Genomic DNA, 13,330 nt, shown 5'->3' on the forward strand with positions numbered 1-13,330 from the left:
CAACACCTGTCAAACCAGGAAATCCAAAACAAAGCCAACCCATTCAAAGTCCCCGGTGGTGGGTCTGGCCCCTTGGGCGGCGCTGAGCAACGCAGGGCATTCGGGGAGGAGGGCTGGCGTTTGTCTGAGCCGAAGGCGAGTTTAGCCAGCCCCCGAATGACCGAGTAGAGGAAGGGACCCGCGGAGCGGGCGCCAACCCGGGGTCGCGTTTTCTTTGGCGACTTTCTTTTGGCGAGACAAAAGAAAGTCTGCCCGCCGGTCAGCGGCGGAATACAGCGCATCAGCAACATCAGGAACACCCGTGCCACCGGGATGCGTATTGCGCCATGAATGCCCGCCTGCCAGCGGCGAGGCGCTGCCTGTCTCAATCCCCCAGCCCGTATTTCCGAATCTTGTCGTGCAGGGTTGTCTTGGGCAGGGCCAGGGCTTCGGCCGTGCGGGCGAGGGTGCCGTGGCGGCGCAGGGCGTCGGCGATGAGGGCGCGCTCGAAGGCTTCGACCGTTTCGGCAAAGGGCCGCGGGGTGTCGCCCTGGGGTTGGCCGAAGGGCGGCGAGCCGGCTTCGATGCCGAGGACGCAGCGATCGGCGACGTTACGCAGTTCGCGCACATTGCCCGGCCACTGGTAGCCGACCAGTTGCTGGATGCGGCCCGTCGGGGTGGGCGGTACCGGCCGTTCGTGGCGGGCGGCGGCTTGCAGCAGGAAGTGCTCGAAGAGCAGCGGGATGTCTTCGCGCCGTTCGCGCAGCGGCGGCAGCGGGAGCGTGGCGACGGAGAGGCGGTAGTAAAGGTCGGCGCGGAAGCGGCCCTGCTCGGCGAGCACGGTGAGGTCTTCCTTGGTGGCGGCGACGATGCGGATATCGATCGGGATCGGCGTGTTGGAGCCCAGGCGTTCGAGCGTGCGTTCCTGCAGGACGCGCAGCAGCTTGATCTGCATCGGGACCGGCATGGTCTCGATTTCGTCGAGAAAGAGGGTGCCGCCGTTGGCGTGCTCGATCTTGCCGATGCGGCGCTTGCCTGCCCCGGTATAGGCGCCGGCTTCGTGGCCAAAGATTTCGCTGTCGAACAGGGTTTCCGGCAGGCCGCCGCAGTTGATGGCGACGAAGTTGCCTTTGCGGCGCGGGCTGGCTTCATGCAGGCAGCGCGCGACCAGTTCCTTGCCGGTGCCGGTTTCGCCATGAATGAGCACGTCGGCGGCGCTGTTGGCGAGGGCGCCAATCAGGCCACGCACGCGCACCATGGCCGCCGAATTGCCGATCAGGCGGGCGGCGAGCAGGTCGCGTTCTTCCAGTTGGCGGCGCAGGGCGCGGACTTCGAGGACGAGGCGGCGCTTGTCCAGTGCCCGCCGTACGACATCGACCAGGTCTTCCGGGGCGAAGGGCTTTTGCAGGAAGTCGTAGGCGCCGTCCTTCATGGCCTGGACGGCCATCGAGATGTCGCCGTGGCCGGTGATCAGGATGACCGGCAGTTCGGGATCGATGGCGTGCAGGTCGCGCTGGAGGGCCAGGCCATCCTGGCCCGGCAGGCGGATGTCGCTGACGACGATGCCGGGAAAATCGGGCCCGATCTGGCGTCGACCGTGTTCGGCACTGGTCGCACAGGCGGTGCGCAAGCCTTCGAGTTGCAGCGCCTGTTCGCAGCCGAGCGCGACATCGGGGTCGTCTTCGATGATCAGGATGGTCAGGTCGTCAGTCATGGCGGGGAGCGAGCGGAAGTTCGAGGGTGAAGACGGCGCCGCCGTCCGGATGGTTGCTGCCGTGCAGGCTACCACCGAAATCGCGCAGGATGCCGGCGGAAATGGCCAGACCCAGGCCCAGGCCGTCACCGGCCGGTTTGGTCGTGAAGAAAGGCTCGAAAAGGCGTTGCTGGGCTTCGTCGCTGAGGCCGGGGCCATGGTCGCGAACGGCCAGGCGGACGTGGGTGTCGTCGCCGTCCCAGGCCAGTTCGATGCGTGGTTGGGGCTGGTCGTGCATCGCATCGAGGGCATTGCCGATCAGGTTGATCAGCACCTGCTCCAGCCGGTTGGCATCGCAGAGCGCAATCGGCTCTGCGGTCGGGCAGCTGCGTTCAACCGTGGCCCCGCTGCGTCGCAGGCGGGATTCGAGCAGGCCGAGGGCGTTATCGACGGCATGACAGAGCGGGACGGGGGCTGATTGGCCACTCGACTTGCGGGCGAAATTGCGCAGTTGTCCGGTGATGCGGCCCATGCGGTCGACCAGGTCGGCGATGCGGCCGAGGTTGGTGCGCGCCGTGTCGAGATCGCCCCGCGCCAGGAAGCGCGTGGTGTTGCCGGAGAGGGTGCGCAGCGCGGCCAGCGGCTGGTTGAGTTCATGTGCGATGCCGGTCGAGAGTTGCCCGATGACGGCCAGCTTGCCCGCCTGAACCAGTTCGTCCTGGGCCGCACGCAAGGTGCGTTCGGCGCGGATGCGCTCGCCGACTTCGTCCTGGAGTTGCTGGTTGGCGGTCGACAGGTCGGCCGTGCGCTCCTCGACCTTGCGTTCCAGTTCGTCATGCGCGCGTTGCAGGGCCTCGCGGGCGCTGAGCAGGGCACGCAGGTGGCGGCGGCGTTCGTTGATGATGACGGCGCCGAGGCAGAGACAGGCGGCGGCAATGGCGGCCAGCGCGGCGCGGCTCAGGGCCAGGTCGTCGATCTGTTCGAGATGGGAGAGAACGGTCAGCGTCCAGGGCGTGCCGGGAAGCGGGCGGGATTGCGCAAGGAAGCGACCGGCCACCGGATAGACCGAGACCATCTCCGGCCCTTCCCGGGCAATGCGGACGAGGCGGGCGCCATGCTCATACTCGGCCAGTTCGCGGATGCCCAGCGGTTGCAGGGCGCGCCGGTTGTATTGCTGGGTGTGGTCGAAGGCCTTGCGTGTTTCGTCGTCGAGTGGACGCAGGGTGGTGAATTTCCAGTCGCTCACTGCCGACAGGATGACCACCCCGTTCTCATCTGCCACCAGCACGGGCGCTTCGACGGTCGACCAGGATTTTTCGAGCGATTCCAGACTGACCTTGATGACGGCGACGCCGAGCGGGCCGTTTTCGTCGCTCAGGGCGGAGGAGAGGTAATAACCGGGTTCGCCCCGTGTCGTGCCGATGCCGAAGAAACGACCGTTGCCGGTCGCCATGGCGTCCCGGAAATAGGGCCGGAAGGAGAGGTCCTCGCCGAGAAAGCTGTCGGCGCGCCGCCAGTTGCTGGTGGCGCGGACATTCCCTTGCGTGTCGATGACGTAGATCGAGAGCGTGCCGGCCCGCTCGTTGAGCTGTTCCAGGTAGCTGTTGGCGCGACTGGTGGCCGCCTCGCCGGGGCGTTTGGCTGCCAGGAGCGCGAGGATGTCCGGCGTCAGGTTCAGGGTGCCGGGGAGGAAAGCATATTTGCCGATTTCCCGTTCCAGACTCGCCGAATACAGATCGAGACGGTGCAGCCCCGTGGTCTGCAAGTCGGCGACGCCCAGACGCTGGGTGACACGATAGGCCGCAAAGCCCGCCGCCGTGGCGAGAAACAGGCTGAGCAGCAGGAGGGTCAGGGAGCGGGCGCGCATCATGGTCTCGGTCTGGACGACTGCGATGGTAGCAGCCGGCTCAGGCAAGGAGGTCGTGAACTTGTTTGACAATCAGGATCAGCACGACCAGCAGGAAGGCTTTGCGGATGAACGCGGCCCCGTGCTTGATGGCCAGATGGGTGCCGACCCAGGAACCCAGCAGGTTGCAGACCGCCATGACCAGACCGATTTGCCAGAGTAAGGGGCCGTGGCTGGCAAAGAAGGCGATGGCGGAAAGGTTGGTGGCGAAATTGATGACCTTGGCGCTGGCCGAGCCCTGCACGAAATCCATGCCGAAGAGCCGGATGAAGCCAAAGATCAGGAAGCTGCCGGTGCCCGGTCCGAAAAAGCCGTCGTAAAGACCGATGACGCCGCCAAAGAGGGCAGCTTTCCAGCGGTCACCGCCCTCAACGACGCGCGTGACCTGCTGGCCGAAATCCTTCTTCATGAAGGTGTAGACCGCAACCACGATCATCAGGATGACCACCAGCGGGCGCATCGTCTCGCGCGGCAGCCAGGCCACCAGCGCGGCACCGCCCCAGGCGCCGATCAGGGCGGCCGCCGTGGCCGGGAGAACGATGATCCACGGAATGCGCACGCTTTTGGCGTAGCGCCAGAGGGCAGCACCGGTACCGGCAATGCTGGACAGCTTGTTGGTGCCGAACAGGGTGGGGATGGCCGTTTGCGGAAACTGTGACAGCAGGACGGGAATCTGGATGAGACCGCCGCCGCCGACCACGGCATCGACCATGCCGGCGAAGAAGGCCGCAGGCGCAAGGATGTACCAGTCAATCATGACAAATGTGTGTGCTGTTTGGAACGGAAAAAAAGCCCGGTGCACGAAGCACCGGGCCGGCAAATGGGTTCGGCAACCGAGGGCAGGACCGAACCCGGAGGAGATCGGTTGCGTTAGGCGCCCTGGGTCACGGCATTTTCAGGAACCGGTGCGGCGGCAAAGGCGGATGCCTGAGCTTGGCCAGCCGTGCTGATGCCCGTGTACTCGGGTTCCGGCAGGGATTCTTCGGATTCGGCCAGCAGCGGATCGACCGGCTCGATCGCATTTTCCCACTTTGCGACGACGGAAGTGGCGATCGCGTTACCGAGCACGTTGGTCACGGTGCGGCCCATGTCGAGGAAGTGATCGATGCCGAGGACAAGCATGATGCCGGCTTCCGGCAGGTTGAACATCGGCAGCACGGCGGCGACGACGACCAGCGAAGAACGCGGCACACCGGCGATGCCCTTGGAGGACACCATCAGCACCAGCAGCATGGTGATCTGGGCGGTCAGGCTCATCGGGATGTCGTAGGCCTGGGCGATGAACAGGGCCAGGAAGGTCGTGTACATCATCGAGCCATCGAGGTTGAACGAGTAGCCCAGCGGCAGCACGAAGCCGGTGACGCGGTTTTTGATGCCGAACTTTTCCAGCTGTTCCATCAGCTTCGGGTAGACCGATTCGCTGCTGGCGGTCGAGAAACCGACCAGCATCGGGCCGCGCACCAGCTTGAGCAGGCGGAAGATGTCCTTGCCGAGGATCAGATAGCCGGCCAGGATCAGCAGGCCCCACAGCACGGCCAGGGCGATGTAGAAGCTGAGCATGAACTTGCCGAAGATGGCGAGCATGCCAAGGCCGTTGGTGGTGATGGCGCTGGCCACGGCACCAAAAACGCCAAACGGGGCGAAGCGCATCACGTAGTCCGTGACCTTGAGCATCACGTGGACCACTTCATCCATGGTGTTGACCAGGGAGCGGGCAGCCTGGTTGTGCAGGTTGCCCAGCGCCAGGCCAAAGAAGACGGCAAACACCAGAATCTGCAGGATTTCGTTGGCGGCCATCGCTTCCATGATGCTCTTCGGGAAGACGTGGGTGATGAAGTCCTTGAGGTTCAGCGCGCTGGTCTTCAGATTCAGACCGGCGGCGGATTCAGGCAGCGGGACGCTGAGGGCATCGCCCGGACGCAGCACATTGGCGAACACCAGACCGATCAGCAGCGAGCAGAAAGACGCGCCGATGAACCAGGCCAGCGCACGACCGCCGATACGGCCGACCGCCTTGGAGTCGCCCATGTTGGCCAGGCCGGCAACCAGCGTGGCGAAGACCAGCGGGGCGATGATCATCTTGATCATGCGCAGGAAAATGTCGGTCAGGATGCTGAAATAACCGGCGATTTCCTTGGCGGCAGCGGGCGACGGGGCGAGCGTGTTGCAGGCGTAGCCCACGATGACCCCGAGGACCAGCGAGATGCCGATCCAGGTAGTGAGGCGATTCATTTTCATCGGAATGTCTTCCTTCTCTCGATTGGTTTGCTTTTGGGTAATCAGTGGGCGTTGACCGTCGGAATGCGCTGCGGCTTGGTCAGGATTTCCGGTTGCAGCACTTCGGCCAGTTGCTCGGCGCTCATCAGGCCGCGCTCCAGCACGATCTCGGCCACGCCGCGGTCGCTGCGGAAGGCCTCGGCGGCGACATCGGTCGCGTTGGCGTAGCCGATGTAGGGATTCAGGGCGGTGACGATGCCGATCGAACGCTCGACGGAGGCGCGCAGCAGGTCGCGGTTGGCCGTGATGCCGCTGACGCAGTGGTCCGCCAGGACGCGGCAGCCGTTGGTCAGGTGCAGGGCGCTCTTGAACAGGCTGTGCGCGATGATCGGCTCGAAGGCGTTGAGCTGGAGTTGGCCGGCTTCGGCGGCGAAGGTGACGGTGGCGTCGTTGCCGATCACTTCGAAGGCGATCTGGTTCATGACTTCCGGAATCACCGGATTGACCTTGCCCGGCATGATCGACGAACCGGCCTGACGCGGCGGCAGGTTGATTTCGTTGAAACCGGCGCGCGGGCCGGAAGAGAGCAGGCGCAAGTCGTTGCAGACCTTGGAGAGCTTCACGGCGACGCGCTTCAGGACGCCGGAGAGCTGCACGAAGCTGCCGCAATCCTGGGTGGCTTCGATCAGGTTCGGCGCGGTGACGACCGGTACGCCGCTGACTTCAGCGAGGCGGCGGCAAACGAGCGGGGCGTAGTCCGGGTCGGCGTTGATGCCGGTGCCGATGGCGGTCGCGCCCAGGTTGATCTCGCGGATGAGCAGGGCGGCTTCCTTCAGGCGCTCCTCGTCTTCACCGAGCATCACGGCGTAGGTCGAGAATTCCTGGCCGAGGGTCATCGGCACGGCATCCTGCAATTGGGTGCGGCCCATCTTCAGCACATCGGCGAACTCGTCCGCCTTGCGCTCGAAGGATTTGCGCAGGTAGGCCATGGCGTCGACCAGGCGGAAAATGCCGACATAGGTGGCGAGTTTGAGCGCAGTCGGATAGACGTCGTTGGTCGACTGGCTCATGTTGACGTGTTCGTTCGGGTGCAGCGCCTTGTAGTCGCCACGTTGCTTGCCGAGGAGTTCGAGGGCGCGGTTGGCGATCACCTCGTTGGCATTCATGTTGGTCGAGGTGCCGGCACCACCCTGGATGACATCGACGACGAACTGGTCATGCCATTGGCCGTCGATCACTTCGCGACAGGCGGCGACGATGGCGTCGGCGCGCGTGGCATCGAGCAGGCCCAGTTGCTGGTTGGCCTGAGCGGCGGCCTTCTTGATCTGGGCCAGGGCACGGATCAGATCCGGGTACACGGCGATGGGAATGCCGGTGATCGGGAAATTTTCCAGGGCGCGCAGGGTATGGACGCCGTAATACACGGCATTCGGGACTTCGCGGTCGCCCAGCAGATCGTGCTCAAGGCGGAATTCGGTTTTCGGCATGGTGTGTCTCCAGTTCTGATTTATGCGCCGCAGGGTGGGCGGCGGTGCTTTCTTATTGCACGCGGCGTGCCAGCCTGCTGAAAGGAGAAAAATCCAATAAAAACAATTGGGTGTGGTTTTCCTTGCTCGGGTTAGGGTCGGTTTTCCGGACTTGGGGTGTGTGGCGCGTTCGGAAAGCCGAACAAGGGGCGGCGGTGGGCAGTCTCCGGCGGTCAACCCAGGCAAACCTGCTAATATTGCGGGCTTCGCTGCAACGCAACATCCGGAACCCGCATGTCCGTCCCCTCTGATCGCATGAGTCCCGAAGAGCGCCGTGTCGGTGCCTCCCTGGCCTCCATCTTCGCCTTGCGCATGCTGGGCCTCTTCCTCATCCTGCCCGTGTTTTCCGTCTATGCGAAAACGCTGCCGGGTGGGGATGACCTTGCCTTGATCGGTTTTGCGCTGGGGGCTTATGGCCTGACGCAGGCCGTTTTCCAGATTCCGTATGGCGTTGCTTCCGACTATTTCGGGCGCAAGCAGGTCATCGTTTTCGGCCTGATCGTGTTTGCCCTGGGCAGTTTTGTTGCTGCCTGGGCGCCGGATATGACCTGGATCATCGTCGGACGTGTGCTGCAGGGGGCGGGCGCCATTTCCGCTGCCGTGACCGCCCTGGCTGCCGACCTGACGCGTGAAGAGCATCGCACCAAGGTGATGGCCATGATCGGCTCTTCGATTGGGCTGGTGTTCGCGCTTTCCCTGGTGGGGGCGCCGCTGCTCTACGGCTGGATCGGTATGGGTGGCCTGTTCATCCTGACCGGCGTGCTTGCCCTGGCGGCCATCGTGCTGTTGCTCAAGGCCGTGCCGGCTGCACCGCAGCCGGCCGGGCATGTGAAGCTGCCCTTGCGGCGCGTGTTGTTCGACCGCGATCTGTTGCGCCTGAATCTGGGTATTTTTACGCTCCACCTGATCCAGATGGCGATGTTCGTCGTGATCCCGCACGCCCTGATCCAGGAAGGGGGGCTGCCGGCCGCAGCGCATTGGCAGGTATATCTGCCTGCCGTCCTCGTCTCATTTGCCGTCATGGTCCCGGCAATCATCGCAGCCGAACGCAAGGACAAGATGCGTCCGGTGTTTCGCGGTGCGATCGCCTTGCTGGCGGTGGTCCAACTCGGCTTGTGCCTGATGCATGGCAGCCTCTGGGCGCTGGCGCTCTGGCTGCTGTTGTTCTTTGTCGCCTTCAACGTGCTGGAAGCCACCCTGCCGTCGCTGGTTTCCCGGACAGCCCCGCCTTCTGCCAAGGGAGCGGCATTGGGCGTGTACAACACAACCCAGGCGATCGGTCTCTTTCTCGGTGGCACGCTCGGCGGCGCGATTGCCCAACATTTCGGTGATAATGCCGTGTTTGCCGTGTGCACCGTTCTGGCCCTGTTGTGGCTGATGGTCGCCGGTTCCATGAATTTCCCGCTGCGCGCAACGTCGACCGCAGCGAAGCCCAACCTTCAGGAGTAAACCTCAATGGCATCGGTCAACAAGGTCATTCTCGTCGGCAATCTCGGCGCCGACCCGGAAACCCGTTACACCGCAAGCGGTGACGCCGTCTGCAACATCCGTCTGGCCACTACCGAAAGCTGGCGCGACAAGAACAGCGGCGAGAAGCGCGAAATCACCGAATGGCATCGCGTTGTCTTTTACCGCAAGCTGGCAGAGATCGCCGGCCAATACCTGAAGAAGGGTTCTCAGGTTTATCTGGAAGGTCGTATCAAGACCCGCAAGTGGCAGGACAAGGACGGCCAGGATCGTTACACGACCGAAATTGAAGCCGTCGAAATGCAGATGCTGGGCGGCCGTCAGGGCATGGGCGCGCCCGCCGCGCCGCAACAGTCGTCGGGTGGTTTTGGTGGCAATGCCGGTGGCTACGATGAGCCGGATTTCTCGCCGGCCCCGCCGCGCAACAAGCCGAAGCCGTCCTTTGACGATCTGGGCGACGATATCCCGTTCTGATTTCCTGCCGTTTCGGCCGGTCACGCCTCTGTGACCGGCTACGCCTTTGTTCCGAGGTGCGCGCATGACCAAAGCCATTACCTTCCAGATTCTTGAAGACATCGCCAGTGATTTGTCCGGCGACGAAATCACCTTTCCGACCTTCCTCGACATCACCTTCCAGGTACGCACTGCGCTCAAGGACCCGAACCTGAGCGTGGAACAACTGGCCAAACTGGTCGGTGCCGAGCCCTTGATGAGTACCAAGATCATCCGGATGGCGAATTCGGTGGCGTTGAATCCTTCGGGGCGCGAAGTGGCAGACGTCAAGAGCGCGATCATCCGCGTCGGCATGGAGGCGGTGCGCACGGTCTCGTTTGCCGTGGCCATGGAGCAACTTCTGAAGTCCAAGCAGATGCAGGTTTTTGAAGGCATCTCCAAGCGGCTGTGGGAGCATACGGCGCACGTGGCGGCCCTGTGCCGGACGCTGGCCCGCAAGGTGGCCAAGATCAACGGTGACGAAGCCATGTTTGCGGGGTTGGTGCACGATCTGGGCGTCTTTTACCTGATGTCCCGGGCTGTGAACTTCCCAGAACTGGTTGCAGACAAGGCGGAGCTCCACGGTTTGCTGGTCGGGTGGCACGACAATATCGGGCATGCGCTCCTGTCGGCCCTGGGCTCGCCGGAAGTTGTCTTGCAGGCTGTTCAGGAGCATGAGACGGACCGCGAGATCAGCGAGGTCAAGACCTTGTCCGATGTGCTTTACGTGGCCAACAAGATTGCCAATCGGACGGCCTCCTGGCGCGATCCGGTGTTTGACGAGCCGGTGGATACCTCGATGCTGGATTCGGTTTTCGATGCCGAAACGCTGGCCGAAATTGTCGCCGAATCCGAAGAGGAAGTGGCGTCGTTGAAATCGGCACTGGGCGCCTGATCCGGCGTCACCTTGCTCAAGAGCGGCCATAGCCGCCTGGACTCTCAGGGAATAGCATGAGCAGCACACATCATCCGTCGGGCGAAGTCACCGGTAAGCGTCTTGCCGTTCTTGCGCTGGCCGCATTGGGCGTGGTTTATGGCGATATCGGGACCAGCCCCCTGTATGCCATGAAAGAGGTGTTCGCCGGGAACCACCCGATTCCCGTGACGGAGGCCAATATCTTCGGCAGCCTCTCCCTGTTTTTCTGGGCCTTGATCATCGTGGTCTCGGTCAAGTACGTCAGCTTCATCATGCGTGCCGACAACCGTGGCGAAGGCGGCATCATGGCCCTGATCGCCTTGGCCTTGCATGAGGCTCAAGGCAGGCCGCAGCGCATGAAGGCGATCATGATCATCGGCATTCTCGGCGCCGCCATGTTCTATGGTGACGGGATGGTCACGCCTGCGATGTCGGTGCTGTCTGCCGTTGAGGGGCTGGAGGTCATTACGCCGGCTTTCAAGCCCTTTGTGATTCCGATTACCTTGATCGTATTGGCCATCCTCTTCGTCGTGCAGCGTCATGGCACGGCCTTGGTCGGGGCTGCTTTCGGGCCCGTCATGTTGATCTGGTTCAGTACCCTTGCCCTTTTGGGCTTGATCAATATCGTCGATCATCCGGCAATCCTGGCCGCCTTGAATCCTTGGTACGGCATTGAGTTCCTGTTTGCCAACAAGGCCATGGCGCTGGTGGCCATGGGGAACGTCGTGCTGGCGGTGACGGGCGCCGAGGCGCTGTATGCCGACATGGGGCATTTCGGTCGCAAGCCGATTGAGCGCGCCTGGTTCATCTTTGTCCTGCCGACGCTGGTACTCAACTATTTCGGGCAGGGGGCCTTGATCCTTTTCGAGCCGGAGGCGGCGCAGAGCCCCTTCTTCCATATGGCACCCGATTGGGCTCAGGCGCCGCTGGTCGGTCTGGCGACGCTGGCGACGGTGATCGCTTCCCAGGCAGTGATTTCCGGGGCCTTCTCGGTGACGCGTCAAGCGATGCAGCTTGGCTTCGTGCCGCGAATGGAGGTCCAGCACACCTCGGAGAAAGAGGCGGGGCAGATTTATTTGCCCGCCGTGAACTGGGGGCTGATGCTGGCCGTGATGATTCTCGTACTCGGCTTCAAGTCCTCGAATAACCTCGCGGCTGCGTACGGCATCGCGGTGACCGGGGACATGGTGATTACCTCGCTGCTGGCCACCGTGGTCGTGGCCAAAGTGTGGAAATGGGGCTGGATTCGTGCCGGTCTGCTGTTTGCCTGTTTCCTGGTCGTTGAATTGATCTTCCTGGCAGCCAACATCCTGAAAATTCCGGATGGCGGCTGGTTCCCGCTGGTGGCCGGGATGGGCGTTTTTGTCCTGATGACGACCTGGAAGCGTGGTCGCCAGTTGCTCTCCGATCGACTCAAAGGCGAGCGTCTTGAATTGTCGATGTTCCTGGAGTCGCTGGCATCCTCAATGCCGACGCGTGTTTCCGGCACCGCCATCTTTTTGAATGCCGATCCCAAGGGCGTGCCGCATGCCATGCTGCACAACCTGATGCACAATAAGGTGCTGCATGAGCGCGTCGTTCTGGTCTCGGTCCAGTTTTTCGATGTTCCCTATGTGCCGGATATCGATCGTGTTGAAGTGCGTCCGTTGCGCGACAATTTCTGGAGCGTGATCGTCCAGTATGGCTTTATGGATGACCCAGATATTCCCTCCGCCTTGTTGCTGTGTGCCGAGGCCGGGCTTGAGTTCAGCGCGCTGGAAACCTCGTATTTCATCGGGCGCGAAACCCTGATTCCGAGCCTGAATTCAGACATGGCTTTCTGGCGCGAAAAAATCTTCATTGCCATGTTCCGCAACGCGGGCTCGGTGACCGACTTCTTCAAGATTCCGAGTAACCGTGTGGTCGAACTGGGGGCGCAGGTTGTCCTGTGATGGGGCACTGAAGTACGACGCGCCTGCTTCTACGCATTGATTGGATGCACGATACCTAACAAACAGTACCCAACAAAAAGCCCCCGAAATTCGGGGGCTTTTTGTTGGGCAGTCACCGGCGGGTGACTGCGCGTGCTGCATAGGTCGCTTACTTGGCGGCCATCCAGGCGCGGGCGGCATCGAGCATGCGGCAGGAGTAACCCCACTCGTTGTCGTACCAGGCCAGGACCTTGACCAGCACGGAACCGTCTTCACCCTTGATGACGCGGGTTTGGGTCGCGTCGAAGGTGGAGGAAACGGTGGTGTGGTTGAAGTCGGAGGAAACCAGCGGCTCGTTGTTGACGGCCAGGATACCCTTGAGCGGGCCGTTGGCGGCAGCGGTCATCAGGGCGTTGATTTCTTCCTTGGTGGTGGCGCGCTCGGCGGTGAAGGTCAGGTCGACCAGCGAGACGTTGATGGTCGGGACGCGCAGGGCGAAACCATCCACCTTGCCGACGAGTTGCGGCAGCACCAGGCCGACGGCCTTGGCGGCACCAGTCTTGGTCGGGATGATGTTGGCGGCGGCAGCACGGGCGCGACGCAGGTCCTTGTGACGGACGTCCACGGTCACCTGATCGTTGGTGTAGGCGTGGATGGTGGTCATCAGGCCCTGCTTGATGCCGACGTTGTCGGCCAGGATCTTGGCAACCGGCGCCAGGCAGTTGGTCGTGCAGGAAGCGTTGGAAACGACGGTCATGCCGGCGTTCAGGGCGTTTTCGTTCACACCCATGACGATGGTGGTATCGACGTCGTCACCACCCGGGGCGGAGATCAGGACGCGCTTGGCACCCTGGTCGAGCAGGGCCTGGGCCTTGGCCTTGGTGGTGTAGGCGCCGGTGCATTCGAGCAGAACGTCCACGCCGTGATCGGCCCAGTTCACACCCTTCGGATCCTTGGTGGAGTAGAAGGCGATTTTCTTGCCATCGATGATGATGCAGTTTTCACCTTCGGTTTCGACGCTGGTGCCGAAACGGCCGTGCGTGGTGTCGTACTTCAGCAGGTGGGCGTTGGTCGCCAGGTCGCCGGAGGCGTTGATCGCGACGACTTCAAATTCGTTCTGCAGGCCTTGCTCGTAGATGGCGCGCAGCGTGCAGCGACCGATGCGACCGAAACCGTTGATTGCAACCTTGATAGCCATAAATGTTTTCCTCTCTGCGTTGAAGT

10 protein-coding genes are annotated in these 13,330 nt (G+C 62.7%); 4 read left to right on the forward strand and 6 right to left on the reverse strand.

Annotated elements, in window-relative coordinates:
• Positions 1 to 364 precede the first annotated feature (364 nt).
• From AACO21_RS14780 to aspA, 5 genes are all read right to left on the reverse strand, one after another.
• Positions 365 to 1,693, reverse strand: a complete 1,329-nt coding sequence (locus tag AACO21_RS14780; RefSeq protein ID WP_346193293.1) for a sigma-54 dependent transcriptional regulator — start codon at positions 1,691 to 1,693, stop codon at positions 365 to 367.
• A complete protein-coding gene (locus AACO21_RS14785; protein ID WP_346193294.1) occupies positions 1,686 to 3,611 on the reverse strand; it encodes an ATP-binding protein in 1,926 nt (641 codons plus the stop codon). The genes AACO21_RS14780 and AACO21_RS14785 overlap by 8 nt, the downstream gene beginning before the upstream one ends.
• Positions 3,580 to 4,335: a sulfite exporter TauE/SafE family protein gene (locus AACO21_RS14790; protein ID WP_346193295.1), complete on the reverse strand. Its 756-nt coding sequence runs from the start codon at positions 4,333 to 4,335 to the stop codon at positions 3,580 to 3,582. Before AACO21_RS14790 ends, AACO21_RS14785 begins: the two co-directional genes overlap by 32 nt.
• A 113-nt stretch (positions 4,336 to 4,448) precedes the next feature.
• Entirely contained in the window at positions 4,449 to 5,816 is a 1,368-nt protein-coding gene (locus AACO21_RS14795; RefSeq protein ID WP_346193296.1) for a dicarboxylate/amino acid:cation symporter, read from the reverse strand.
• 41 nt (positions 5,817 to 5,857) lie between these two features.
• The gene (gene aspA / locus AACO21_RS14800; RefSeq protein ID WP_346193297.1) at positions 5,858 to 7,282 is read right to left on the reverse strand and encodes an aspartate ammonia-lyase; all 1,425 of its coding nucleotides are present in this window, start codon (positions 7,280 to 7,282) and stop codon (positions 5,858 to 5,860) included.
• A gap of 273 nt (positions 7,283 to 7,555) precedes the next feature.
• On the opposite strand from aspA, the gene AACO21_RS14805 reads away from it, so the two are divergent.
• From AACO21_RS14805 to AACO21_RS14820, 4 genes are all read left to right on the forward strand, one after another.
• Positions 7,556 to 8,770, forward strand: a complete 1,215-nt coding sequence (locus tag AACO21_RS14805) for an MFS transporter (protein ID WP_346193298.1) — start codon at positions 7,556 to 7,558, stop codon at positions 8,768 to 8,770.
• Positions 8,771 to 8,776: 6 nt separating this feature from the next.
• On the forward strand, positions 8,777 to 9,262 hold the full coding sequence (gene ssb, locus AACO21_RS14810; RefSeq protein ID WP_346193299.1) for a single-stranded DNA-binding protein: 486 nt from the start codon (positions 8,777 to 8,779) through the stop codon (positions 9,260 to 9,262).
• Between the two features lie 64 nt (positions 9,263 to 9,326).
• Positions 9,327 to 10,175, forward strand: coding sequence for an HDOD domain-containing protein (locus AACO21_RS14815; protein WP_346193300.1), 849 nt, complete (start codon positions 9,327 to 9,329; stop codon positions 10,173 to 10,175).
• 56 nt (positions 10,176 to 10,231) lie between these two features.
• The gene (locus tag AACO21_RS14820; RefSeq protein ID WP_346193301.1) at positions 10,232 to 12,127 is read left to right on the forward strand and encodes a potassium transporter Kup; all 1,896 of its coding nucleotides are present in this window, start codon (positions 10,232 to 10,234) and stop codon (positions 12,125 to 12,127) included.
• A gap of 148 nt (positions 12,128 to 12,275) precedes the next feature.
• Here AACO21_RS14820 and gap read toward each other — a convergent pair whose 3' ends face one another.
• Complete coding sequence (gene gap / locus AACO21_RS14825; RefSeq protein WP_346193302.1) at positions 12,276 to 13,304, reverse strand: type I glyceraldehyde-3-phosphate dehydrogenase; 1,029 nt, start codon at positions 13,302 to 13,304, stop codon at positions 12,276 to 12,278.
• Between the last annotated feature and the right edge of the window lie 26 nt (positions 13,305 to 13,330).

This window comes from Dechloromonas sp. ZS-1 (assembly GCF_039649255.1).
Lineage (GTDB): Bacteria > Pseudomonadota > Gammaproteobacteria > Burkholderiales > Rhodocyclaceae > Azonexus.